Genomic DNA, 25,362 nt, shown 5'->3' on the forward strand with positions numbered 1-25,362 from the left:
TTGATCGCGTCCCTCGCCTCGGCCTTGATCGCCCGGTTGTCAGTGCGGCCCCGTAGGGTGGTCGGGCTATGACAGAGCCCTCACTCCCCGAACTCCTGCATGCCGCCGTCACAGCCGTCGGCGGTACGGAGCGCCCTGGCCAGGTGACCATGGCCGAAGCCGTCGAGCAGGCCATCGACGACGGCTCCCATCTGCTGGTCCAGGCCGGCACGGGTACTGGAAAATCGCTCGGCTACCTCGTGCCCGCGCTCGCGCACGGGGAGCGGGTCGTCGTGGCGACGGCCACCTTGGCGCTCCAGCGCCAGCTCGTGGAGCGGGACCTGCCGCGCACTGTGGACGCGCTGCATCCGTTGCTGCGCCGCCGCCCCGAGTTCGCGATGCTCAAGGGCCGGTCGAACTACATGTGCCTGCACCGCCTCCACGAAGGCGTCCCGCAGGACGAGGAGGAGGGCCTCTTCGACCAGTTCGAGGCGGCCGCTCCCACCAGCAAGCTGGGCCAGGACCTGCTGCGGATGCGGGACTGGGCGGACGAGACCGAGACGGGCGACCGCGACGATCTCACCCCCGGTGTCTCGGACCGTGCCTGGTCACAGATCTCGGTGTCCTCCAGGGAGTGCCTGGGCGCCTCGAAGTGTGCCTACGGAGCGGAGTGCTTCGCCGAGATGGCCCGCGAGCGCGCCAAGCTCGCGGAGGTCGTCGTCACCAACCACGCCCTCCTCGCGATCGACGCCATCGAGGGCGCCCCGGTCCTCCCGCAGCACGAGGTGCTGATCGTGGACGAGGCGCACGAGCTGGTCTCCCGCGTCACCGGCGTCGCGACCGGCGAGCTCACCCCGGGCCAGGTCAACCGCGCCGTGCGCCGCGTCGCGAAGCTCGTCAACGAGAAGGCGGCCGACCAGCTCCAGACAGCCGCCGAGGGCTTCGAGCGCCTGATGGAGCTCGCTCTGCCCGGCCGCCTGGAGGAGGTCCCCGAGGATCTCGGATACGCGCTGATGGCGTTGCGGGACGCCGCGCGTACGGTCATCTCGGCGATCGGCGCGACCCGCGACAAGTCCGTCAGCGACGAGGACGCGGTCCGCAAACAGGCCCTCGCCTCCGTGGAGTCGGTCCACGACGTGGCGGAGCGGATCACGAACGGCTCCGAGTGGGACGTCGTCTGGTACGAGCGGCACGACCGCTTCGGTGCCTCCCTGCGGGTCGCTCCGATGTCCGTGTCGGGCCTGCTGCGCGAGAAGCTCTTCACGGACCGCTCCGTCGTCCTGGCCTCGGCCACGCTCAAGCTCGGCGGCGACTTCAACGGCGTGGGTGCCTCACTGGGCCTGGCCCCGGAAGGCGTCGAGGGCGAGGACATCCCGCCCTGGAAGGGCATCGACGTCGGTTCGCCCTTCGACTACGGCAAGCAGGGCATCCTGTACGTCGCGAAGCACCTCGCGCGGCCCGCGCGCGACAGCGACCGCGGGGACATGCTCGACGAGCTCACCGAGCTGATCCAGGCCGCCGGTGGCCGCACGCTCGGCCTGTTCTCCTCGATGCGGGCGGCCCAGCTCGCCGCGGAGGAACTGCGTTCCCGCATCCCGGAGTTCCCCATCCTGCTCCAGGGCGAGGAGACGCTCGGCGAGCTGATCAAGAACTTCGCGGCGGACCCGAAGACCTGCCTCTTCGGCACGCTCTCGCTCTGGCAGGGCGTGGACGTCCCGGGCGCCAGCTGCCAGCTGGTCGTCATGGACAAGATCCCCTTCCCCCGCCCCGACGACCCGCTGATGAGCGCCCGCCAGAAGGCGGTCGAGGACGCCGGGGGCAACGGCTTCATGGCCGTCGCGGCCACCCACGCGGCCCTGCTGATGGCCCAGGGCGCCGGCCGCCTCGTACGGGCGACGGGGGACCGCGGTGTGGTCGCCGTGCTGGACCAGCGGCTCGCCACGGCCCGCTACGGCAGCTATCTCAAGGCGTCACTGCCCGAGTTCTGGTTCACGACGGACCGTAACCAGGTCCGCAGGTCGCTGGCCGCCATCGACGAGGTGGCGAAGAAGGCGGAACTGGAGCGAGAAGCGGAACAGACGGTCGAAGAGGCGATGGCGGAAGAGGCGTAGACGTCAGTGGCCCGCCCCCGGCTGAGGCCGGGGGCGGGCCACTGACATGCGCACATGGGGACAGCACAGGGCCCCGGAACCGGCGCAGGGGTCCCGGGGCCCGGTCAGGGGCGGAGTCAGATCCGCCGCAGAACCGCCACGACCTTGCCGAGGATGGTGGCCTCGTCGCCGGGGATCGGCTGGTACGCGGAGTTGTGCGGGAGCAGCCACACGTGGCCGTCCTCGCGCTTGAAGCGCTTGACCGTCGCCTCGCCGTCCAGCATGGCCGCCACGATGTCGCCGTTCTCCGCGACCGGCTGGCGGCGGACCGTCACCCAGTCGCCGTCACAGATCGCGGCCTCGATCATCGAGTCTCCGACGACCTTCAGGACGAAGAGCTCGCCGTCACCCACCAGCTGCCGGGGCAGCGGGAACACGTCCTCGACCGACTCCTCGGCGAGGATCGGGCCACCGGCGGCGATCCGGCCGACCAGCGGGACGTACGACGCGGCCGGCTTGCCCGCCGTGTCGGTGGGCTGCGCGGTGGACTGGTCGGATCCCCGGACCTCGTAGGCCCGCGGTCGGTGCGGGTCGCGGCGCAGGAAGCCCTTGCGCTCCAGTGCCATCAACTGGTGTGCGACCGAGGAGGTGCTGGAGAGGCCGACGGCCTGTCCGATCTCCCGCATCGACGGCGGGTATCCGCGCCGCTGCACGGAGTCCCTGATGACCTCGATCACCCGGCGCTGCCGGTCGGTGAGTCCGGAGCTGTCCGCCCGGATACCTGGAGGTCGGCCCGGCAGGGAGCGTGTGGGCTTGGGCCCCTCCTGGTTCACTTCATTCATGGCATGCACCGGCTCAAATCGGCCCTGGGAGCGGTCCTGGGCAGTGATGGTGGCACTGTCTGCGGTGGTGGTCACGTCGGCCCCTCTCGTTCGTCTCCCTGCTGGACAACGGTAGTTGCTTTCGAAAGGTTGCGCCAAACACACGTTCGAGTGAAAAAGTGTGGATGGCCTGACGCGATCACGTGTCTGGGTGTATGGCTAACGCTGCACCGGGCGGACAAAAGCGCTCATTGCTGTACTCTTCACCGCCGGGGCGATGGCCTTGTGGGCCGGAGCGGGGCGAGGGTCAGTCTGCCACCAGGTGTCCCGTCGGCCGGGAACCGGCCCCCTGCCCCTGTGGCGCCCACCGTATCCCCGTACGCCTCTCACGGGTATGGCCGTGCGGCACATGCCAATACGGTGCGACACGCGCGCCGGGTGTGAATTTACGAGCCAATCCCCACATCTAGTGGTTGGATTGCAGCAGCAGCCCAGAAGTTGTGGTCCCCCGGTCTTCCGGACCCATGGTCATCGCCTATGCTGGGGGCTGCTTCGAGGGGCTCAAGGGCCCTGACGAGGCTATTGAGTCGTGCTTGTGTGAGGAGGGTTGGAGTTCGATGCACTGCCCCTTCTGCAGGCACCCCGACAGCCGCGTCGTCGACAGCCGTACGACGGACGACGGTACGTCGATCCGCAGGCGCCGCCAGTGTCCCGACTGCTCCCGTCGTTTCACGACCGTGGAGACGTGCTCGCTCATGGTGGTCAAGCGGTCCGGAGTCACCGAGCCCTTCAGTCGTACCAAGGTCATCAACGGCGTGCGCAAGGCGTGCCAGGGAAGGCCTGTCACGGAGGACGCACTCGCTCAGCTCGGCCAGCGGGTCGAGGAGGCGGTGCGGGCCACCGGAAGCGCCGAACTGACCACCCACGACGTGGGACTGGCCATACTCGGCCCCTTGCAGGAGCTCGACCTCGTCGCCTATCTGCGCTTCGCGTCCGTGTATCGGGCGTTCGACTCGCTGGAGGACTTCGAGGCCGCCATCACTGAACTCAGGGAAGAGACGCAGCACCCCGCCGCGGCCGACGAAGACGCGGGCGAGGGATGCCAGGGAATCGACCGCGGGTCCGGAGGGACTGTCGAAGTCCCCGTGCCCGCCAGCGCCGCCGACTGACGAGAAGGGCCGGCCCGGCCCGGACGGCGGCGACCACAGACCTGTTGCGAGCGGACGCGTACGCGTGGCTCGTGGCATTCAGACACACACCGTGCCACGGGAAGAACGAGGCACTTCTGGGCGTTTTAGCCCGATACAGGGAGGCGGCATGACAGAGACGGCGAGCGGTCCGGCGCGGAGTTCCCGAGCCAAGGGGACGAAGGCGAACAAGGGACTGCGCATCGAGCGGATCCACACGACTCCGGGTGTGCACCCGTACGACGAGGTCGAGTGGGCGAGCCGTGACGTCGTCATGACCAACTGGCGCGACGGCTCGGTCAATTTCGAGCAGCGTGGCGTCGAGTTCCCCGCCGAGTGGGCGGTGAACGCGGTCAACATCGTCACCAGTAAGTACTTCCGCGGCGCTGTGGGCACCCCGCAGCGCGAGGTGAGCCTCAAGCAGCTCATCGACCGCATCGTGAAGACGTACCGGAAGGCCGGCGAGGACAACAAGTACTTCGCCTCGCCCGCCGACGCCGAGATCTTCGAGCACGAGCTGGCCTACGCCCTCCTGCACCAGATCTTCAGCTTCAACAGCCCGGTGTGGTTCAACGTCGGTACGCCCCAGCCCCAGCAGGTCTCCGCCTGCTTCATCCTGGCCGTCGACGACTCCATGGAGTCGATTCTCGACTGGTACAAGGAAGAGGGCATGATCTTCAAGGGCGGCTCGGGCGCCGGCCTGAACCTCTCCCGTATCCGTTCCTCCAAGGAACTGCTCTCCTCGGGCGGCAACGCCTCGGGTCCCGTCTCCTTCATGCGCGGTGCCGACGCCTCCGCAGGAACGATCAAGTCGGGCGGCGCCACCCGCCGCGCGGCCAAGATGGTCATCCTCGACGTCGACCACCCCGACATCGAGGGCTTCATCGAGACCAAGGTGAAGGAAGAGGAGAAGATCCGCGCCCTGCGCGACGCGGGCTTCGACATGGACCTGGGCGGCGACGACATCACGTCCGTCCAGTACCAGAACGCCAACAACTCGGTCCGCGTGAACGACGAGTTCATGAAGGCCGTGGAGAACGGCGACAAGTTCGGCCTGCGCGCCCGCATGACCGGCGAGGTCATCGAGGAGGTCGACGCCAAGGAGCTCTTCCGCAAGATGGCCGAGGCGGCCTGGGCCTGTGCCGACCCCGGCATCCAGTACGACGACACCATCAACGCCTGGCACACCTGCCCGGAGTCCGGCCGGATCAACGGCTCGAACCCGTGCAGCGAGTACATGCACCTGGACAACACGTCCTGCAACCTCGCCTCGCTGAACCTGATGAAGTTCCTGAAGGACGACGGCCTCGGCCACCAGTCCTTCGAGGTCGAGCGCTTCTCGCAGGTCGTCGAGCTGGTCATCACCGCGATGGACATCTCCATCTGCTTCGCGGACTTCCCGACGCAGAAGATCGGCGAGAACACCCGCGCCTTCCGCCAGTTGGGCATCGGCTACGCCAACCTCGGCGCCCTCCTGATGGCGACCGGTCACGCGTACGACTCCGACGGCGGCCGCTCCCTCGCCGGCGCCATCACCTCGCTGATGACCGGCACCTCGTACAAGCGCTCCGCCGAACTCGCCGCGGTCGTCGGCCCGTACGACGGCTACGCCCGCAACGCGCAGCCGCACCAGCGCGTCATGAAGCAGCACTCCGACGCCAACGCCGTGGCCGTCCGCGTGGACGACCTGGACTCGCCGGTCTGGGCCGCCGCCACGGAGGCCTGGCAGGACGTCCTGCGCCTCGGTGAGAAGAACGGATTCCGCAACGCGCAGGCCTCGGTCATCGCCCCGACCGGCACCATCGGTCTCGCGATGTCCTGCGACACCACCGGTCTTGAGCCCGACCTCGCGCTGGTCAAGTTCAAGAAGCTGGTCGGCGGCGGCTCGATGCAGATCGTCAACGGCACCGTCCCGCAGGCCCTGCGCCGCCTGGGCTACCAGGAGGAGCAGATCGAGGCGATCGTCGCCCACATCGCCGATCACGGCAATGTCGTCGACGCCCCGGGCCTCAAGCACGAGCACTACGAGGTCTTCGACTGCGCCATGGGCGAGCGCTCCATCTCCGCGATGGGCCACGTCCGCATGATGGCCGCGATCCAGCCGTGGATCTCCGGCGCGCTCTCCAAGACGGTCAACCTGCCGGAGACGGCGACCGTCGAGGACGTCGAAGAGGTCTACTTCGAGGCGTGGAAGATGGGCGTCAAGGCGCTCGCGATCTACCGCGACAACTGCAAGGTCGGCCAGCCCCTCTCCGCGAAGACCAAGGAGAAGGAGAAGGTCGAGGTCACGGCCAAGGCCGAGGAGACCATCCGTGCCGCGGTCGAGAAGGTCGTCGAGTACCGCCCGGTCCGCAAGCGTCTCCCCAAGGGCCGTCCCGGCATCACCACCTCCTTCACGGTGGGCGGCGCCGAGGGCTACATGACCGCCAACTCCTACCCGGACGACGGTCTCGGCGAGGTCTTCCTGAAGATGTCCAAGCAGGGCTCCACCCTCGCGGGCATGATGGACGCCTTCTCGATCGCCGTCTCCGTAGGCCTGCAGTACGGCGTGCCCCTGGAGACGTACGTCTCGAAGTTCACCAACATGCGCTTCGAGCCGGCCGGTATGACGGACGACCCGGACGTGCGGATGGCGCAGTCGATCGTCGACTACATCTTCCGCCGCCTGGCGCTCGACTTCCTGCCCTTCGAGACGCGATCCGCGCTCGGCATCCACTCCGCCGACGAGCGTCAGCGCCACCTGGAGACGGGCTCGTACGAGCCGACCGACGAAGAGCTGGACGTCGAGGGTCTCGCCCAGTCCGCGCCCCGCGCGCAGGAACTGAAGGCCGTCGCCACACCGAAGGCAGCGGTCGAGGCGGCCAAGCCCGCCCCGCAGCAGGCCCACACCAGCGCCGAACTGGTGGAGATGCAGCTGGGCATCCAGGCGGACGCCCCGCTGTGCTTCTCCTGCGGCACGAAGATGCAGCGGGCCGGCTCCTGCTACATCTGCGAGGGCTGCGGCTCGACCAGCGGCTGCAGCTGATCCGCACCCGCAGTTGATCCACACACCGTGAGGGGCGGTACGGCCACCGGCCGTACCGCCCCTTCGGCGTGCGTGGGTGCGGCGGTCAGGACTCCTGGGGGCTGCCCATGATCCTGGCGAAGGTCGCCGGGTCGGCGTCGAAGCCGCGGATGTCCGACTGGAAGGTCCACTCTCCGGAGTCGTCGCGTACGAAGTCCGCGACCGTGGTGGCCGTCGAGCCCAGGACGCTGCCGAAATCGCCCTCGGCCAGGACGTTGTAGCCCTCGCGGATCCGCAGGCCCGGGTTGTGCACGCCGACGAAGGTGGACCGTCCGGAGCGCTGCTGGATGGCGACGCCGACGACCACGCGCGCGTACCGCTTGTCGAGGCGCGTGAGCTCCAGGGTCATCACCTCGTCCCAGCCGAAGCCCTTGCCGTCCTTGCTGTCCCGGTTGAGATAGATCGTGCCGTCCGGCGAGCGGCTGTCGAAGTGCACTACGTAGTCAGGGTTTTTGTGCGTGTCGGTCGCGAGGTAGGTGGCGGCGACGATGTCGAGATCGGTGGCCGGTTCGCCTGCGGGACTGGGATCCCATTTCACCGAGATCTCGACCTTGTTGATGCCCTTGTTGAGGCCGTTCACCGGTTCTCCCCTCGTGGTCACCCTGTGTCGGGCGCCTCAACTGCCTGGCAGGTGAGGCGTGTTGCCCATCGTGCCACGCACATGGGGGCGCACGGGCGGCCACAGTCCGCCCGAGCGTGACCGACGCCACGTTCCTGGGCCGTACGATGGCGCGGTGCTGGTCAAGTGGATTCGCTGCACCGTGGTGGACCGCCGCGGTTTTGAACGGGGGCAGCGGAAATGGGCGGGACTTCTGGGGGAGCCGGGTTTCCGGGGGCAGGGCGGGGGCTGGAGCCGGGGAAGGCCCGGAGTGGCCCACATCTTCGCCTTCTGGGAGAGCCGTGCCTTCTACGACTCCTTCATGGCGCGCTCCCATGACCGGCTGGCCGCTGCCCAGTCGGGCACCTTCAAGGACGCGCAGAGCAAACTCTTCGATCACCGTTTCGACGTGAAGACCGGCTTCGAACCGCGTTTCACGGAGACCGATCTGGTCCGGGTGGCGCACTGTCGCGTCCACGAGGAGCGCGCCGAGCATTTCGCGCTGATGCAGGAGAAGGTGTGGAACCCGGCGATGGCCGGCTCGCCCGGCATGGTGAGGGGCCTGTTCGGCGAGGCGCCGGGCCACGAGTTCCTGGTCCTGTCCATGTGGCAGTCGGCCGCCGAGCACGGCAAGTACCGGGCCGAGCGGGTGGAGCGGCTCGCCCTGCGGGCCCAGCTGGAGGCGGACGTCGCGGCGCTCACGGGCGACATCGTCCAGTTGGAACCGTCCTGGACGGTCTGAGACGCGCGCGATTTATGTGACCTGTGCCGTATAGAGCCCGTACGAGTGCTCGATCGGGCGCAACTCGATCTAGGGTTCCGGTATGGCACGTCCACGGCGCATCGTCCTTGTCCGGCACGGCGAGTCGGTGGGCAATGCCGATGACTCGGTGTACGAGCGTGAACCCGACCACGCCCTGGCGCTCACCGAGAAGGGGTGGCGGCAGGCTGAGGAGACGGGCAAACGGATCCGAGAGGTCCTCGGCGACGAGCGCGTAAGCGTTTACGTCTCCCCGTACCGCCGCACGCACGAGACCTTCCGGGCCTTCCACCTCGACCCCGGGAAGGTTCGCGTACGCGAGGAGCCGCGGCTGCGCGAACAGGACTGGGGGAACTGGCAGGACCGGGACGACGTACGGCTGCAGAAGGCGTACCGCGACGCGTACGGGCACTTCTTCTACCGTTTCGCGCAGGGCGAGTCCGGCGCCGATGTGTACGACCGGGTCGGCGGCTTCCTGGAGAGCCTCTTCCGGAGCTTCGAGGCCCCCGATCATCCGCCCAACGTGCTCCTCGTGACCCACGGCCTCGCCATGCGGCTGTTCTGTATGCGCTGGTTCCACTGGACGGTCGCGGAATTCGAGTCGCTGGCGAACCCGGGGAACGCGGAGGTGCGCATGCTCGTTCTCGGGGAGGACGGCAAGTACACGCTTGACCGTCCATTCGAACGCTGGCGTGATCCGGAACCGTACGGAGTCACCGGATAGAGTGGCAGAGCGATGACCGTTGACTCCTCTCCCGACGGGCGCCTGGACCGCGCCCTGGCCAGCCTTCGCGGACTCGCGGTCGGGGACGCGCTGGGCTCGCAGTTCTTCGTGCCCGCGAACTATCCGCTGCTCAAGCGCCGCGGGCTGCCGCCCGGCCCCTGGCAGTGGACCGACGACACGGAAATGGCCTCCTCCGTAGTGGCCACTCTGGCCGTCCACCGCCGTATCGACCAGGATGCGCTGGCCCGCTCCTTCGCCGAGCACCACGACTTCGACCGCGGCTACGGCCCGGCGGTCAACCGGCTGCTGCGGCTGGTCCGGGAGGGCGGCGACTGGCGCGAGCTGGCCTCGGCCCTCTTCAAGGGACAGGGCTCGTGGGGGAACGGCGCGGCGATGCGGATCGCCCCCCTGGGTGCCTGGTACGCGGACGATCCTGAGCAGGCCACGCACCAGGCCGAGATCTCCGCCTACCCCACGCACCAGCACCGCGAAGCCGTTGTCGGCGCCATGGCCGTCGCCGCGGCAGCCGCTCTGGCCGCCGCGCCGGGCGGCCCGCCGACCCCCGGGGCGCTGCTCGACGGCGTCATCGCCCTGGTGCCGCGCAGCGCCGTGGAAGCCGGTCTGCGGCGTGCCCGGGACATGCTCGACTACGGAGATACGACGACCGTCGCCGCGGTCCTCGGCTGCGGGCGGCGTACGACCGCGCACGACACCGTGCCGTTCGCCCTGTGGTCGGCGGCGCGGGCCCTCGGCGACTACGAAGAGGGCTTCTGGGCGACCGCCCAGGTCGGCGGCGACATGGACACGACCTGTGCCATCGTCGGAGGCGTCGTGGCCGCGGGGAAGGCCGGGTCGCCGCCTGCGGAGTGGGTGGAGCGGACCGAGGCGCTTCCGGAGTGGCTGTCGGCGACGGCTGCGGGCTGAGGCTGCGGGGCAGGGCTGCGACGTAGGGCTCCGGGGCAGGTTTTCGTTCGGCTGTCGGTGAGGCGCTGTGCCTGCCCGTTTCCTCCCGCCCCAAGCGTCTGTCACTGTCACAGCCCTGCCACAGAGGGCCGGTGACCGGCCGTGCCGCGTGTCCCACGGTTAACCTTTCCGCCACGCCGCCCGTTGATGATCACGGGCGTGCGCCGACGAGACACCGGTCCCTGGGCTTCCGCGGCAGCCACGAGCTGCGCTGCCCGGACCGGTCGGGAGGGGGTCCCGTGTCCGACACGCCGTCCGAGGCCGAGCCGAGAGGGTCGGCCTCGAACGATTCAGGGGTGAAGCCCGGCACCGACGCCGGGGAGCCCGAGATACCCGAGGCACCGAAGGCGCCTGAGGGCCCCGCGGACGAGGCGCCCGCGGCCCGTACAGGTGGCGCGCTCTCGAAGGGTGACTCCGCGCGGGGTGACTCCGGGGGGTCCGGTTCGGGCAGGGCTCGTGCAGGCGGGACGGGTTCTGGTGGGACGGGTTCAGGTGGGACCGATTTCGAGAAACGCAAAGCCGAGACGCGGGACGTAGACACCCGGGACCCCGACGAGGACGAAGAGTGGGACGGCCCCGGCACCGGCCCAGTCGTCGAATCCTGGTTCGCCGACGTCCAGGCGAAGCCCCCGGCCCCCATCCGCGACGCCACGCTCTGGGCCGCCCTCGCCACCGGCGTACTCAGCATGCTCCTGCTCGGCGACGGCCTGGCCCTCAACCTCCTGCTGGTGGCGATACCGGCCGCGCTCGGCGCGTACTACGCGGCTCAGGCGGCGGGCCGGCGACCGCACCGCTGGACGCTGGTGTGGGGTGTCGGAGGGCTTGCCCTGCTGAGCGTGCCGGCGCTCCGTGACGCCGACTGGCCGTCGTTCCTCGCCGTGCTGGCCGCCGTGGCGGCGGGCTCGCTCGCTCTGCACGGCGGTCGCACCTGGACAGGGGTGCTGTTCGGCCCGATCGGTCTCTACACCTCGCTGGTCACGGGTCCCCTCTGGGGCTGGAGCGGCCTGCGGGAGCGGTCCGGCGGTGCCCGGGGCAACGTGGGCCCGGTGGTCCGCGCGCTCGCCGTTGCCGCGGTCCTGCTGGTGGTCTTCGGCGCGCTCTTCGCCGGGGCGGACGCCGCCTTCGCGGACCTCCTCGGCGGTCTCGTGCCGGACGCGTCGGTCTCCGGAGGACCCTGGCACGTCCTCCTGTTCGTGATCGGTGTGGTCGGGGCGCTCGTGGTGGCGCACACGGCCGCCGCACCCGTTCAGTGGGACCGCGTCGAGGTCCCGGCGGGCCGCCCGCGGGGACGTGTCGAGTGGGCGCTGCCCCTGATCGTGCTTGCCGCCCTCTTCGCGGTCTTCAACGCGGTCCAGCTCGCCGTCCTGTTCGGCGGATACGACGCCGTACTGGACAAGACCGGCCAGACGTACGCCGAGTACGCGCGCCAGGGTTTCTGGCAGCTGCTGCTGGTTACGCTCCTCACCCTCCTCGTCATCGTCTTCGCCCTCCGCTGGGCCCCTCGTGACAGCTCCGGCGACTGGACGCTGGTGCGTGCCGTCCTCGGCGCCCTGTGCGTCCTCGCGCTCGTCGTCGTGGCGTCGGCGGTGCGGCGTATGGACATGTACGTGGAGGCGTACGGGCTGACGCGACTGCGGATCTCCGTGGTGACCGTGGAGCTCTGGCTCGGCCTGGTCATCGTGCTCATCATGGCGGCCGGCGTCTGGGGCGCCCGCTGGCTGCCGCGCGCGGTCCTGGCGAGCGCCGCCGCGGGAGTGCTCGCCTTCGGGCTGGTGTCGCCGGACGCGCTGATCGCGGAGCGCAACGTCCAGCGGTACGAGGCGAAGGGCTCGTTCGACCTCGACTACGCGCGCGGGCTGTCCGCCGATGCCGCACCGGCTCTCGACAAACTTGACGAGCCGCTGCGTTCCTGTGCCCTGCGGTCCATTGCGCAGGACCTGGAGGGGGCGGACAAGTCCTGGTACGCCACCAGCCTGGGCGAGGCGCGCGCCCGGGACATCCTCGACGGACGGCCGCTGTCACCCGACGCCGACTGGAACGTGTGCAACCGCCTGAGCACCGAGCTGGCATACCGCTGAGGCGGGGCGCGCACGGACCGCGTACGCGCCTGCGAGGAATCCTCGTCGAGGGACGCGTACGAACGAACGACAGGGCCGGACCGCCGTACTCAGTACGGCGGTCCGGCCCTGTTCCTGTTGTTCCTGTTCTGCGTCGTTCCTGTCGTTCAGCCCGCGGCGGGTCCGGCCGTGCCCGCCAGGGCGTCCAGGTCGCTCTTGCGGACCCGGATCACCAACGCGGCGACGGCCAGGGCGAGCACCGCCATCGCGACGGCCGGGATGAAGGCCGTGGAGATCCCCTGGGACAGCACCTCGTGGCTCCAGGGAGCGGGCAACTGCTGGGTCTTGGCGAACTCCGCCTTCTGTTCGGCCGAGGCGGTGGCCATGAAGTCCGCGACCTGCTTCTCCGCCTCGTTACGACTGGCCGTGCCGAAGACGGTGGTCAGGATGGAGAGGCCGAGCGAACCACCCACCTGCTGCGTGGCGTTGAGCAGGCCGGAGGCAGCGCCCGCCTCGTGCACGGCGACCCCGGAGACCGCGGTCAGGGTCAGTGTCACGAAGTTCAGACCCATGCCGAAGGCGAACAGCAGCATCGGACCGAGGATCCCGCCGACGTACGTACTCCCGGGGTCCATGAAGGTCAGCCAGCCGAGCCCGAGTGCGACGAGGGCCGAGCCGACCATCATGAACGGCTTCGGGCCGAGCACCGGCAGGAACTTCTGCGACAGACCCGCACCGATGGCGATAGCGACCGTCACGGGGAGGAAGGCCAGGCCCGCCTCGATCGGCGTGTAACTCAGCACGTTCTGCACGAAGAGGACGATGAAGAAGAACATGCCGAACATCGCCGCGGCCAGGCTCAGCATGATCACGTACGTGCCGGAGCGGTTGCGGTCGGCGAACATCCGCAGTGGTGTGATCGGTTCCTTCGCCCGGGACTCGACCAGCGCGAACGCGGTCAGCAGGACCACCGCCGCGCCGAAGGAGCCGATGGTGAGGCTGTCCCGCCAGCCCTCCTCCGCGGCCCGGATGAAGCCGTAGACGAGCGACGCCATGCCGGCCGTCGAGGTCAGCGCGCCCGCTATGTCGAAGCGCCCCGGATGCCGTTCGGACTCGCTGATGTAGAGCGGTGCGAGCACGGCGATCAGCACACCGATGGGTACGTTGACGAAGAGCACCCAGCGCCAGTCGAGCCACTCGGTGAGCATGCCGCCGGCCAGCAGGCCGATCGCGCCGCCGCCTGCCGAGACCGCGGCGAAGACTCCGAACGCCCTGTTGCGCTCGGGCCCTTCGGGAAACGTCGTGGTGATCAGTGCCAGCGAGGTCGGTGACGCGATCGCGCCACCGACGCCCTGGAGGGCGCGTGCGGCCAGCAACTGCCAGGGTTCCTGGGCGAATCCGCCGAGCAGCGAGGCGAGCGTGAAGAGCAGGATGCCGGTCATGAAGACCCGGCGACGGCCGAGAATGTCACCGGCCCGGCCGCCGAGCAGCAGCAGACCGCCGAAGGTGAGCGTGTACGCGCTGACGACCCAGGTGAGGTCGGTGGTGGAGAACTCCAGCGCGTTTTGAATGTGCGGGAGGGCTATGTTCACAATCGTCGCGTCGAGTACCACCATGAGTTGGCAGGCCGCGATGACGGTGAGTGCGATGCCGGGATGCCCCTCCCGGCGGGCCGCTCCTGGCTTTGGTTCTTTGGTCAACGGAGAGGTTGTCACTATCAAGTCCCCCACGAGTGCGTTAGTGAACGCTCGCGTTCACTGCCGCGTCAAACGGTAGTGAGTCCCCGACAGTGAACGCAAGCGTTCACTGAAGTCGCTACCGCTTTGCGTCACTTGACCGCTTGCGGACCCCGGTCCGCACGGCACGTCTGCACGCGCGTGCGTGCGTGCCGTTTATCCGCTCAGACGGAGACACGCTCATGGTTACTTCGAGTTGGACGGCCGCCTCCGCTCAGGCGGCCTCCCCGCGCCGCCGTGGTGCCGTACTCGAACGTGCGATCCTCGAAGCCGCGCTGGATCAGCTCAGTACGGTCGGTTGGAACGGACTCACGATGGAAGGCGTCGCCGCCGGCGCCCAGACCGGCAAGGCCGCGGTCTACCGCCGCTGGCCGTCGAAGGAGGATCTGGTCGCGGACGCACTCCGGGCGGGGCTGCCGTCACTTGAGGACGTGCCCGACATGGGGAGCGTGCGAGACGACCTCCTGGAGCTGTGCCGTCGGGCTCGCGAGGCGATGTTCTCGCGTCCCGGGTTCGCCATGCGCTCGGTGATTCACGAATGTGACGCGGCGCAGGCTCAGCGCTTCCAGGAGGTGATCTTCGGAGGCGTCGTGGAGCCGACCATCCGGCTGCTCGGTGAGGTCGTCGACCGTGGAATCCAGCGGGGAGAGGTGCGGTCCGACGCGGCGAACTCGTATGTCTTCGACGCCATTCCGGCGATGATGATGTACCGGTCCAAGGTGTGCGCGAGCGAATGGAGCGAGCGGGACATCGAGGAGATGATCGACCAGCTGATGGTTCCGCTGCTGCGTCCGACGAGTGTGTGAGCGGTCTCTGCGGCGGTGGGGCCTGCCGGAGCGTCGAGGTTGCCTGGGGAAACCTGGGTGTCGCGTGGGGTTCCGAGCGGCGTAGGCTGAGGGAGCCATGCCGTACGAACCCCCAACCCACACTGTCGAGCGCTCCCTGCGCGCCACGACCGGAGCGAAGGTCATCGCCGGTGTCGACGAGGTGGGCCGCGGTGCCTGGGCCGGCCCGGTCACCGTCTGCGCTGCGGTCACCGGCCTGCGCCGCCCGCCCGAAGGCCTCACCGACTCCAAGCTCCTGACCGTCAAGAGGCGCACAGCGCTCGCCGAGATACTGGCGAAGTGGGTGACGTCGTACGCCCTCGGGCACGCCTCTCCGGAGGAGATCGACGACATGGGGATGACGGCCGCGCTGCGACTGGCCGCCTGCCGTGCCCTGGAAGCCCTGCCGGTGCGTCCCGACGCGGTCATCCTCGACGGGAAGCACGACTATCTCGGGGATCCCTGGCGGGTCCGTACGGTGATCAAGGGCGACCAGTCCTGTGTCGCCGTCGCGGCGGCCTCGGTGATCGCCAAGGTGCAGCGCGACAAAATGATGGCCGAACTGGGTATCGACCATGCAGACTTCGGTTTTGCGGCCAACGCCGGGTATCCGTCACCGGTGCACAAGGCCGCGCTGGAGATGCGGGGCCCCACCCCGTACCACCGGATGACGTGGGCGTATCTTGATGCGCTGCCCCAGTGGCGGCACCTCAAGAAGGTCCGCAGTTGGGCGGATGGAAGCGTTCCGGAGATCGAAGGGCAGCTCGGCTTCGATTTCTGACGTTTCCGCTCGCACTGATGTGCCACCCGCCGACGCGACTCGCACCGGCGTTTGATAAAAATCAGCTCATGCCTCTCATTCCCGAGGAGCCTCAGATTCACGAGAGTGCCCAGGGTCCCCGCGCCACTACGGCCGCCGGCCGTACCGCGCCGACCCCCCGTCCCGTACCCGGACCCCGTCCCGTGGCTCCGCCGCGTCCCGGCCGTCCGGGTCCTGTCCGGCCTGCGCCGCCGGTGCAACGCGCGCCGCACGACACGGCCGTGGCCAAGCCGGGGCCATCCGCCCCGGCGGCCCCCACCGCCCCCTCGACTCCGCAGATCCAGCTGATCCCGGCCTCGGCCGAGGGCGCGCTGGACGCGGCCGAGGAAGCGGTCGACCTGCTCCTTGACTCGGGTCGCGTCCCCGGTGAGGTTCTGGTGATCACCACCGGCGAACCGCACCCGTGGGCCGCGCACGAGCTCTCGTTCGGCGAGGCCGCCTACTGGGCCCAGCACGACGCGGGAGACGACGTCTTCTACGCCGACGCGTCCGCCCTCGGTCGTGCCGCGTCCCGGCCCGTGGTCGTCGTCGCCGTCAACGGCGGACCCGACGCCACTGCCGCCACCGCCCTGCCGCTGGCCCTCGGCCGAGCCGGCACCCTGCTGATCGTCTGCGGGAATCCGCAGCAGATCAACTCGGTGCTGGGCGCGGGGGTCTGAGGACCCCCGTTCTTCTGGGGGTACTTGGGGGGTGGAGTGCCACTGCGGCCCAGGCTGCGGTGGCATGAGCACGGTGGACGGTCCGACGTGTGCCGGTACGGGGGGACGTGCCGGCGTCACTGTCGTGGTCCGCGAGGTCGTGGTGGCCGGTCTGCGCTGTCGCCGCATGTGTCTGAGGCTGTGCGGGGTCGAGTGTGCGTGCGTGTGTGCGTGCCTCGGTGTCGTCGTGTGGGTGAGCTCGTATACGGGCGTGTGTCCTCCTGGTAGGCGCTGAGCCCTGGGACGTGCTGCGCCCTTGCCCACGCTGAGGTTTGTACCCGCGTGGCCTTGTGCGGGTACGGGGTGCTTCGGTGTGCCCTTCCCTCGCAGCCCTCGCAGCCCTCGCAGCCCTCGCAGCCCTCGCAGCTTTCGGCCGACCGGTGTCACGCCCGTCTCGCCTCGGCGAGGTCGGTGGTCCTCTGTGACTGCGCGGCGGCCGGTGGGAGCGCTGCCGAGGGGCGGTCGGCCGGACGAACAGCCGACCGATGCGGCGTGTGGCTGTCGCGGGCTCCGCCTCAGCGGGCCGCCGCGCGGCGCAGCACCTCCGAAGCCGAGCCACCGGTGCGTGGCTGAATGGTCTCGACCGCGGCGAGGGCGTCCAGGGACTCCGGCTTCGAGTCCGCGCTCGGCCGACGTCCGCCACGTCCTTCGCCGAGCACCTGCCAGCCCTCACGCGTCAGCGTGATGTACGCCCCACAACGCAGCCCGTGCAGCGTGCAGGCGTCTCGCAACCCCCACATCCACGCCCCGTCCTCCTCCGTCCATCGCCCGTCGCCCTCACGGCAGTAGAGCAGGACGGCCGTACGCACCGGTGTGCGGCGCCGCAGGTCGTGCGGGATGACCCGGCGCAGCTGCGCGAGCAGCGCGTTGCGGAACATCCAGCCGTCCGCCGGTGCCGGCCGCCGGACGAAGGACGCGCTGGCCCTGAGCCGTTCGTCCGGATCGAGGACGGCGACGATCGCGGTGTCCGGCCGGGGCAGATGCCGGGAGTGCAGCCCGCTGACGACTTCCCGGGGATTGCGCAGCAGCGGAATCCCCGCGGCGGCCCATTCGGCGGGTTCGAGCATCCGGGCGAGTGAGTTGGCGGAAGTGGCGGACGTCGACATCGATGCCGCCGAGGACGGAGCGAATCCGAAGGTCACGGTCCTCCCTTCGGCTACGCGCCCATACAACGGGCGGGGGGTCGGACTTGGGGGAGCGCACCGCGACACAGCCCGAACGGGCGGCCCTGAATGGACCGCGCGGGGCGCGAGGCCAATTCTTCCTGGCGAACTTGGTTGCGGCAACGAGCAATTGGGGCCACCGACCGTTATCCGGTGATCCGCCTCATATATCCCTGCCCGTAACCTGCTCCGTCACGCCTGGATCACCCTTGCACGGCAAGGACCAGCGGCAACACCCCCTGTGCACCGGCCCGCCGGAGCAGACGCGCGGCCACCGCCAGCGTCCAGCCGGTCTCGGTCGAGTCGTCCACGAGCAGGACGGGTCCCTGGGCCTGGGCCAGCGTGGCGGCCAGACCGGGCGGCACCACGAGCGCCCCGTCGAGGGCCTTCAACCGCTGTGCGCTGTTGCTCCTGGAGACCTGCGCCGCCTCGTGTCCGGGGGCGTACTCGATGGAACCCAGCAGGGGCAGGCGTCCGACCTCCGCGATCCGCGCGCCCAGCGACTGGACCAGGCGCGGTCGGCCGTGCGAGGCCATGGTGACGACACCGACGGGGCGCGGCTGCGCGTCGGGGCTCCCCGAGGCCCATCCGCCGGGACCCTTCGCCCAGTCGGCCAGGACGCCGACCACGGCCTTCGCCACATCGTCCGGAACGGGCTCGTCAGGGGCCTGGGGCGAGAGCATCGGCCGCAGCCGGTTGCCCCAGCCGATGTCCGAGAGCCGTCCCAACGCCCGCCCGGACCCGGCCTGTTCACCGGCCGGAATGCGCCCCTTCAGATCGACACCGACCGCAGGCAGGCCCGTCGGCCACATCTTCCGGGGCTCGACCTCGACACCCGCCCGGCCCAGCTCACCACGCGCGGAGTCCAGGGACGACGAGGACACGGCGTCGGCGAACCGGGGCCCCGCGCACCTGTCGCAGCGACCGCACGGCGCGGCTCCCTCGTCGTCCAGCTGGCGTCGCAGGAACTCCATTCGGCAGCCGGTCGTCGTCACGTAGTCACGCATCGCCTGCTGCTCGGCCGCACGCTGCTTGGCGACCCAGGCATAGCGCTCGGTGTCGTACGTCCACGGGTCGCCCGTGGAGATCCAGCCGCCCTTGACGCGGTGCACCGCGCCGTCCACGTCGAGGACCTTGAGCATCGTCTCCAGCCGTGACCTGCGGAGCTCCACCAAGGGTTCGAGCGCGGGCAGCGACAGCGGCCGACCGGCCTGGGCGAGGACGTCCAGGGTGCGCCGGACCTGCTCCTCCGGAGGAAAGGCGATCGACGCGAAGTACTGCCAGATCGCCTGGTCCTCCTTGCCGGGCAGGAGCAGCACCTCGGCATGCTCCACCCCGCGCCCCGCACGGCCGACCTGCTGGTAGTACGCGATGGGGGAGGACGGCGACCCCAGGTGCACCACGAACCCGAGGTCGGGCTTGTCGAAGCCCATGCCCAGCGCCGACGTGGCCACGAGGGCCTTGACGCGGTTGGCGAGCAGATCCTCCTCGGCCTGCTGACGATCCGCGTTCTCCGTCTTCCCGGTGTACGAGGCAACTGTGTGCCCGCACTGCCGCAGGAACGCGGTGACCTCCTCGGCCGCGGCCACCGTGAGCGTGTAGATGATCCCGGAGCCCGGCAGCTCGCCCAGGTGCTCGGCCAGCCAGGCCATCCGGTGCGCGGCGTCGGGCAGCTGCAGCACACCGAGGCTCAGGCTCTCCCGGTCCAGCGGGCCGCGCAGGACGAGAGCATCCGTGCTGCCGCCTGTGCCCAGCTGCTCGGCGACGTCGGCCGTCACGCGCGCGTTGGCCGTGGCGGTGGTGGCGAGGACCGGGACGCCCGGCGGGAGATCCGCGAGCATTGTGCGGAGTCGGCGGTAGTCCGGCCGGAAGTCGTGGCCCCAGTCGGAGATGCAGTGTGCCTCGTCGACCACGAGGAGGCCGGTCGCGGCGGCGAGCTTGGGCAGCACCTGGTCGCGGAAGTCCGGATTGTTGAGCCGCTCGGGGCTGACCAGGAGGACGTCCACCTCGCTCGCGGCCACCTCGTCCTGGATCGTGTCCCATTCCTCAGTGTTGGACGAGTTGATGGTCCGTGCCCGGATGCCGGCGCGTGCGGCCGCCTCGACCTGGTTGCGCATGAGGGCGAGGAGCGGGGAGACGATGACGGTGGGGCCCGCGCCCTGCTCCCTCAGCAGCGCCGTCGCCACGAAGTACACGGCGGACTTGCCCCAGCCGGTGCGCTGCACGACCAGGGCTCTGCGCTTGTCGGCGACCAGTGCCTCGATGGCGCGCCACTGGTCCTCGCGCAGCCGGGCGTCACCCGCCGGGGCGCCGACGAGGCGGGCGAGGACGGTGTCGGCCGCGGTGCGCAGCTCTGCGTTGCTCATGGCCCCATGCAACCCGATGGGTCGGACATCACGCGAATGAGGCGGTCAGCCTGTGGACAGTTCTGACGTGATCATGGCCGTGGTTATCCACAGGTCAAAGCGGAATCCCGGGATCCGCGGGATGGTCACGGCATGACGAATCACAGCGAAGCGGCCGGGAATCTCGGTGACGGCGACATGGGTGGGTGCGGCGAGCGCGGCGAGCGCGAGGGGATTGGAGGGCTCGACGAATTTGGAGGCTCCGGCGGGCTTGGAAGGACCGATGGGCTTGGAAGGTCCGACGGGCTCGGAGGGCTCGGCAGGCTTGGAGAGCTCGGCGGGCTTGGAAGGAGTGGGGGCGCGGGTGGTGAGCATGGCCAAGTCGGTGGAGGTGATCGCGAAACGGATGGCGGGCAGGGCGAGGCTTGTGGCGGACGTGGTTCAGGGAGCGGAGGACGCGGCTCGGGACCAGGCGCGGGTGGACGGGGTGCGGGCCATGGAGGCGCGAGCCGCGTCGGCCCCGCACACGGCGCGTCCGGCGTCCCCCTCGCCGAGCATCAGGTCACGCTCCGCACTCCCGCCGAACTGGCAGACGCGCTGCCGTACCTGCTCGGATACCGGCCCGAGGACAGCATCGTGCTCGCCGCCCTGCACGACAGGGACGGGCGGGGCAGGTTCGGCGGACGGGCCCGGCTCGGCATCCCGGGCAACGCGGACGACTGGGCGTCCGTCGCCCGACAGCTGACCGAAGGACTTGTGAAGGGCAGCGAACGCAGGGGCGCGCTGCCCGAGAGCATCGTCGCCTTCCTCTGCCAGGACCCCAAGGACGGAGAGTCGGCCCGGGAGGTCATGGAACGACTGCGCCCACTCGCGCAGTTGCTGCGCACGGCCTGCGGTGCTCTGGACGTGCCCGTGATCGAGGCCCTGTGCATCTCGGACGGCCGCTTCTGGTCGTACTGCTGCCCCAGTGCGCAGTGCTGCCCGTCCGACGGGACGCCCATGGGGCTGCCCGGCACGTCCGTGCTGGCCGCCGCGGCCACCTACGCCGGCCTTCAGATTCGGGGGTCCCTGCGGGAGTTCAGGGCGAGGCTCATTCCGTGGGAGACCGCGGCCGCGCTGGAGCAGGAGTCCGCGCTCAACGCGGTGAGCATGGCGCTGATTCCGCGAATCCTGGAGGACGAGAGCCGCACAGTCGTGGCGACCGAGACCTTGGACCTGGCTCATCGGGTCATGCGCCGATTCGCCGATGCCACGTCTACGGCCGGTGCACCGGGAGCCTCCGGTGTATCTGTTGTATCTGGTGCGACAGGTGTGTCGGGAGCCCTGGCGGCGGATCTCCGGGACGACGAACTCCTGCCCCACGACGAGGCAGCCACCTTGATCCTCGGCCTCCAGGACCGCACGACGCGCGACCGGGCGGCGGAGTGGATGGAGGGCGACGAGGCAGGCCCCGCCCTCCGCCTGTGGCGGGCCCTGGCCCGCCGCTGTGTCGGCCCGTACGGCGAACACGCCGCGGCGCCGCTCACACTCGCCGGATGGGTCGCTTGGTCCTCCGGTGACGAACTGGAGGCCCGCGAAGCCCTGGCTATGGCCCTTGGAGCGGATCCGGGATACCTGTTCGCCCGCCTTCTCCACCAGGCGTGCAACGAGGGCCTGGACCCGGAATCGATTCGCCGCTGCCTCCGCAAGGAGCGCGTGGACCGTGCCGGAGCGGAGATGCTCCCGGCCTCGGCGGCTTCGGTGTCCTCGCCGTCTTCGGAGGCCTCGGAGTCCGTGGTCGACGCCGGTGGAGCGTCCGGGCCCGCCTCGACACCGTCGACCCGAGTGGCTTCTCGTCGCCGACGCAAGCCGCGGTCCACGGGGAGCGCTGAGAGCCGTCCGGGTTCCCGGCCCTCAGGAACAGCGGGCACGCGTCGTCCTCGGTCCACGGCCGACGGCTCCCCGGCGTCGGAAGTACCCACCAGGCCTGGTGACGGTACGGGCGGCGGCACCCGGTCCCGCCGAGGGGCTGGTCGGCATGGAACGAAGCAAGGCGAGACATGAGGGCGGGGGAGCGGTGCCGGGCGAGTCGGCCGGCAGGGTTCGGATGGTCGGCCTGGCTGCTTCGGGTGATGGCTCGGGGGCTGGCTGGGCTTGGGTTGGTGTGGGGGTCTGCCGGACTTGGCAGGGCGTGGCGTGGGGTGGGGTGCGTGCTCCGGCCCCGGGAGCGGGTGTGCCCGGGAAGGGCGGGACTTCTGAATTCCCACGCCCACCCCGCTCCGGGGAGCAACCACCACCGCACCCCGAAGCCCCCGGCTCACCGCCAATCGGTCGGCTTCCGTGAACCGGGGCGTGACCCGGGACAGGCCCGTTCCGTTCACCTGAGTGGCGCAGCCCGCGGCCGGGCCGTGCCATCGCATCGAACCCGCCCTTCCGGAGCCCCCTACACGCCGCTGAGTGCGCACTCAGCGCACGGAGCACAGAAGAAGCCGCCCCATGCCACTGCCCACCCAGTCCTCCACTCAGCACGACAACCACCCTCTGCTCCGCAGGCCCGCGCAGGTCCCCATAACCCCCGGCGGTGCCGCAACTCCGAAGGCACCCCTGTCCCTGCCGGGCGCGACGGCGAATCTGCCTCCCGCGCACAACGCGCTGATCTGCGTCGCGCTGCCCGGGCTCGCGATCTCCACCGAGCACGGCCAGCTGACCGGGCAGGGGCTGGAAGGCTTCTACCGCGCGGGCCGGCGCATGCTCTCCCGATGCCGGCTGCGCGTCGCGGGGCGGGAGCCCCTCGCGATCCAGGCCCGGATGATCGCGGCCGACCAGGCCCGTTTCGTGGCGACGCTGAGCCTGTCCGCCGACGGCGGCCCCGACCCGGATGTCATCGTCGAACGGACGCGATACGCGGACGGCACGGAGCGGATCGCCCTGCGCAGCGCGGCCCACCGTCACCTGCGCCTGCCCGTCGAGGTGTCGCTCGGCACGGACCTGGCGGAACTGGGCGCGGTCGCCTCCGGGCGGGCCGGTCCCGACCTGCCCGCCAGCGTTCACGACTCGGGCATGCGATGGTCGTGCGCCACCGGGCACTCCGTCGTCACGGCCAACCCGCCTCCCTCGGACGCGCTGGCCTCAGCGGGGCTGCTCCGGTGGGAGTTCGAACTGTCGCCCGGTGACACCCGAAGCGTGGAGCTGAGGGTACGGCCGACGGGTGCGGGTCCCATCCGGGCCGTCGCGCGCGCTGCCACGAGCCCGCTTGCCCAGGCACGGGCCGTGAGCGACGACCCGAGGGTCGAGGCGCTCCTGCGCACGAGCATCGAGGACCTCCAGGCACTCCTGCTGCGTGACCCGGTGCATCCGTCCGACAACCACCTCGCGGCCGGCGCGCCTTGGCGTTGCGGCATGGCACCGGCCGAGGCGCTGGCGGCGGCGCGTATGGCCCTGCCGCTGGGCACCCGGCTCGCCGCGGGCACCCTGCGCACCCTCGCACGCACCCAACTGGTGGGCGCGGGGCCGCGATCCGGACTGCTCCCCGGGCCGCGACGGCACGCCGGTACGCATCTGCCACCGAGCTGCACGGGCGAAGAGGCGACCCTCCTGTTCCCCGTCGTTCTCGCGGAAGCCAGGCGCTGGGGGCTCCCCGAGCAGGAGACCGAGGAACTGCTCCCTGTGGCCGAGCGCTGCCTGCAGTGGCTGCGGACCGCGGTCGGCGCCGGTACGTATCTGCCCGACCCGCACCCCGGCGGACCGTGGCGCTGCGAGACCCAGGCGCACGCCCACCGGGCCGCGCTGCTGGGTGCTGATCTCCTCGACGCGTACGGCAGGGGAGGCGGGCCCGAGTTGCGGGGGTGGGCTCGCGGAATGAGGGCCGCGTTCCAGGAGGACTTCTGGATCGAGGACAGGGGAGGCGGCAGACCGGCCGCGGCCCGCCTGCCGGACGGGCGGATCGTGCCGCACCTCGGCGCGGCCGGCGTGCACCTCCTCGACACCGGGCTGCTCGGCGTGGGTGCCCAGGCCCAGGGGTTGCTCGACAAGGTGCAGACGGAACAGCTGGCGCGGCTGTTCGGCGGGCCCGCAATGGACTCGGGCTGGGGACTGCGCAGCCTCGGAGCGAAGGAGGCGTCGTACAACCCGTTCGGGCATCGAAGCGGGGCCGTGCGGGTCCACGAGACGGCAGTCGCCGTCGCGGGACTGGCCGCCTCGGGCTACGAAAAGGAGGCGACCTCACTGCTGCGGGGCGTGCTGTCGGCGGCCGAGACCTTCGGGCACCGGCTGCCGGAGATGTACGCGGGGGAGCAGCGCACGGAAGGCGGTGCCCCGCTGCCGCATCCGGCGGCCTGTCGGCCTGCGGCCACGGCTGCGGCCTCCGGGGTTCTTCTGCTCGCCACACTCGCCGGAATCCGTCCGGACGCCCCTGCCGGAACGGTGACCCTCCGGCCGTTCCGTGGCGCGCCCCTGGGCGAGATCGGGCTGACCGGTCTGCGCGTCGCGGGCGCCCCCTTCTCCGTCCGCGTCAGCAGGCTCGGCCTCGCCATGGTCGAGGAGGCCGCCGATGGGCTCCAGCTGGGGGTGTGAGAGGACGGAGCTGGCGAGGGGCGGGTCGGCGGCGTCCCCCGGCGCCCCTACCGGAGGGCAGTGGATCAGCCACTGAAGCGACCGACGAAGGGACTGTTTATCGTCAGGCAGACGACTATGATCTCGGCATGCCCTACGACCCGTCAGCCTTCCCGCCGTTTGCCGTCACCGTTGACCTGGTCGTGCTGACCGTGCGTCGCCATGCCCTGTGCGCGCTGGCGGTACGGAGGGGCGAGCCGCCCTTTCAGGGGCGGTGGGCGCTGCCCGGCGGCTTCGTACGGCCGGACGAGGATCTGGCGCAGGCGGCTGCTCGGGAACTGAGCGAGGAGACCGGGCTCTGCGCCCATGACCCGGCCGCCCCCGCGCAGGCCAACGGCGCGCACCTGGAGCAGCTCGCGACCTACGGAGACCCGAAGCGCGACCCGCGGATGAGGGTCGTCAGCGTCGCCCATCTCGCCCTCGCCCCGGATCTGCCCGCGCCCAGGGCCGGCGGAGACGCCAACAGCGCGCGCTGGGCCCCCGTCGAGGAACTGCTTCAGCGGGGCGGCTACGGCCGCGACGGCGAACAGGCCGCACCGCTGGCCTTCGACCACGCGCAGATCGTGTCGGACGGTGTGGAGCGCGCCCGCTCGAAGATCGAGTACTCGTCGCTGGCGACTGCCTTCTGCCCGACGGAGTTCACGGTCGGTGAACTGCGCCGGGTGTACGAGGCGGTGTGGGGCGTGGCGCTCGACCCTCGCAACTTCCACCGCAAGGTGACCGGCACGCCGGGATTCCTCGTCCCCACGGGTGGCACGACGACCCGCCAGGGTGGCCGCCCGGCCCAGTTGTTCCGCGCGGGCGGCGCCACGCTGCTCAACCCGCCGATGCTCCGCCCCGAGGTCTGACACCGCTCCTGGAGCGCTGCCGAGACGGAACGGTGCCAAGACGGGTGCGGCCCGGATTCGTGCCGAGACCGGGCATGGCCCCGAGATCGGTGCCC

Annotated in this window: 20 protein-coding genes; 13 read left to right on the forward strand and 7 right to left on the reverse strand. The window is 70.4% G+C overall.

The genetic code is table 11. The features are described from left to right. Nucleotides 1-68: 68 nt before the first annotated feature. On the forward strand, nt 69-2,090 hold the full coding sequence (locus tag ACN20J_RS35225; RefSeq protein ID WP_419667550.1) for an ATP-dependent DNA helicase: 2,022 nt from the start codon (nt 69-71) through the stop codon (nt 2,088-2,090). Nucleotides 2,091-2,206: 116 nt separating this feature from the next. On the opposite strand, the gene lexA is transcribed toward ACN20J_RS35225, so the two are convergent. Further along, nucleotides 2,207-2,986: a transcriptional repressor LexA gene (gene lexA, locus ACN20J_RS35230; protein WP_055617269.1), complete on the reverse strand. Its 780-nt coding sequence runs from the start codon at nt 2,984-2,986 to the stop codon at nt 2,207-2,209. A 521-nt stretch (nt 2,987-3,507) separates the two neighbouring features. Here lexA and nrdR point away from each other — a divergent pair. Beyond that, nucleotides 3,508-4,059 carry a transcriptional regulator NrdR gene (nrdR, locus tag ACN20J_RS35235; protein ID WP_189841084.1) on the forward strand — a complete coding sequence of 184 codons (552 nt, stop codon included), beginning with the start codon at nt 3,508-3,510 and terminating at the stop codon, nt 4,057-4,059. Nucleotides 4,060-4,207: 148 nt separating this feature from the next. Further along, nucleotides 4,208-7,102: a vitamin B12-dependent ribonucleotide reductase gene (locus ACN20J_RS35240; RefSeq protein ID WP_189841085.1), complete on the forward strand. Its 2,895-nt coding sequence runs from the start codon at nt 4,208-4,210 to the stop codon at nt 7,100-7,102. 85 nt (nt 7,103-7,187) lie between these two features. Here the strand turns inward: ACN20J_RS35240 and ACN20J_RS35245 are convergent, their stop codons facing one another. Then, entirely contained in the window at nt 7,188-7,721 is a 534-nt protein-coding gene (locus tag ACN20J_RS35245) for a TerD family protein (protein WP_189841086.1), read from the reverse strand. A gap of 154 nt (nt 7,722-7,875) precedes the next feature. Between ACN20J_RS35245 and ACN20J_RS35250 the strand changes: the two genes are divergently transcribed. The 4 genes from ACN20J_RS35250 to ACN20J_RS35265 all read left to right on the forward strand — a co-directional run bounded on the left by ACN20J_RS35250 (nt 7,876) and on the right by ACN20J_RS35265 (nt 12,264). Beyond that, a complete protein-coding gene (locus ACN20J_RS35250) occupies nt 7,876-8,481 on the forward strand; it encodes a YdbC family protein (protein ID WP_055617265.1) in 606 nt (201 codons plus the stop codon). An 82-nt stretch (nt 8,482-8,563) separates the two neighbouring features. Continuing rightward, nucleotides 8,564-9,223, forward strand: coding sequence for a histidine phosphatase family protein (locus ACN20J_RS35255; RefSeq protein ID WP_189841087.1), 660 nt, complete (start codon nt 8,564-8,566; stop codon nt 9,221-9,223). 12 nt (nt 9,224-9,235) lie between these two features. Further along, a complete protein-coding gene (locus tag ACN20J_RS35260) occupies nt 9,236-10,147 on the forward strand; it encodes an ADP-ribosylglycohydrolase family protein (RefSeq protein ID WP_189841088.1) in 912 nt (303 codons plus the stop codon). A 335-nt stretch (nt 10,148-10,482) separates the two neighbouring features. Beyond that, the gene (locus ACN20J_RS35265) at nt 10,483-12,264 is read left to right on the forward strand and encodes a DUF4153 domain-containing protein (protein WP_419667551.1); all 1,782 of its coding nucleotides are present in this window, start codon (nt 10,483-10,485) and stop codon (nt 12,262-12,264) included. A 146-nt stretch (nt 12,265-12,410) separates the two neighbouring features. On the opposite strand, the gene ACN20J_RS35270 is transcribed toward ACN20J_RS35265, so the two are convergent. Next, entirely contained in the window at nt 12,411-13,958 is a 1,548-nt protein-coding gene (locus tag ACN20J_RS35270) for an MFS transporter (RefSeq protein ID WP_189841089.1), read from the reverse strand. 203 nt (nt 13,959-14,161) lie between these two features. On the opposite strand from ACN20J_RS35270, the gene ACN20J_RS35275 reads away from it, so the two are divergent. From ACN20J_RS35275 to ACN20J_RS35285, 3 genes are all read left to right on the forward strand, one after another. After that, on the forward strand, nt 14,162-14,785 hold the full coding sequence (locus ACN20J_RS35275) for a TetR/AcrR family transcriptional regulator (protein ID WP_189841090.1): 624 nt from the start codon (nt 14,162-14,164) through the stop codon (nt 14,783-14,785). Nucleotides 14,786-14,882: 97 nt separating this feature from the next. Continuing rightward, entirely contained in the window at nt 14,883-15,584 is a 702-nt protein-coding gene (locus ACN20J_RS35280; protein ID WP_189841091.1) for a ribonuclease HII, read from the forward strand. Between the two features lie 68 nt (nt 15,585-15,652). Beyond that, nucleotides 15,653-16,282: a hypothetical protein gene (locus tag ACN20J_RS35285; protein WP_189841092.1), complete on the forward strand. Its 630-nt coding sequence runs from the start codon at nt 15,653-15,655 to the stop codon at nt 16,280-16,282. A 554-nt stretch (nt 16,283-16,836) separates the two neighbouring features. Here ACN20J_RS35285 and ACN20J_RS35290 read toward each other — a convergent pair. The 4 genes from ACN20J_RS35290 to ACN20J_RS35305 all read right to left on the reverse strand — a co-directional run bounded on the left by ACN20J_RS35290 (nt 16,837) and on the right by ACN20J_RS35305 (nt 20,483). Continuing rightward, nucleotides 16,837-17,463, reverse strand: a complete 627-nt coding sequence (locus ACN20J_RS35290; RefSeq protein ID WP_055617258.1) for a hypothetical protein — start codon at nt 17,461-17,463, stop codon at nt 16,837-16,839. A gap of 224 nt (nt 17,464-17,687) precedes the next feature. After that, a complete protein-coding gene (locus ACN20J_RS35295; protein ID WP_189841093.1) occupies nt 17,688-19,850 on the reverse strand; it encodes a RecQ family ATP-dependent DNA helicase in 2,163 nt (720 codons plus the stop codon). 45 nt (nt 19,851-19,895) lie between these two features. Beyond that, nucleotides 19,896-20,204 (reverse strand): hypothetical protein, encoded by a 309-nt coding sequence (locus ACN20J_RS35300; protein ID WP_246574968.1) that lies wholly within the window; start codon nt 20,202-20,204, stop codon nt 19,896-19,898. A gap of 66 nt (nt 20,205-20,270) precedes the next feature. Continuing rightward, nucleotides 20,271-20,483 (reverse strand): hypothetical protein, encoded by a 213-nt coding sequence (locus ACN20J_RS35305; RefSeq protein WP_419667552.1) that lies wholly within the window; start codon nt 20,481-20,483, stop codon nt 20,271-20,273. Here ACN20J_RS35305 and ACN20J_RS35310 point away from each other — a divergent pair. From ACN20J_RS35310 to ACN20J_RS35320, 3 genes are all read left to right on the forward strand, one after another. Next, nucleotides 20,466-21,872, forward strand: coding sequence for a DUF4192 domain-containing protein (locus ACN20J_RS35310; protein WP_372505436.1), 1,407 nt, complete (start codon nt 20,466-20,468; stop codon nt 21,870-21,872). The genes ACN20J_RS35305 and ACN20J_RS35310 overlap by 18 nt on opposite strands. 432 nt (nt 21,873-22,304) lie before the next feature. After that, complete coding sequence (locus tag ACN20J_RS35315) at nt 22,305-24,380, forward strand: glycogen debranching N-terminal domain-containing protein (protein ID WP_189841094.1); 2,076 nt, start codon at nt 22,305-22,307, stop codon at nt 24,378-24,380. A 128-nt stretch (nt 24,381-24,508) separates the two neighbouring features. Beyond that, a complete protein-coding gene (locus tag ACN20J_RS35320; protein WP_189841095.1) occupies nt 24,509-25,267 on the forward strand; it encodes an NUDIX hydrolase in 759 nt (252 codons plus the stop codon). Nucleotides 25,268-25,362 lie beyond the last annotated feature (95 nt).

It is taken from the genome of Streptomyces sp. 2-1, assembly GCF_048564895.1.
In the GTDB taxonomy this organism is placed as follows: domain Bacteria; phylum Actinomycetota; class Actinomycetes; order Streptomycetales; family Streptomycetaceae; genus Streptomyces; species Streptomyces phaeochromogenes.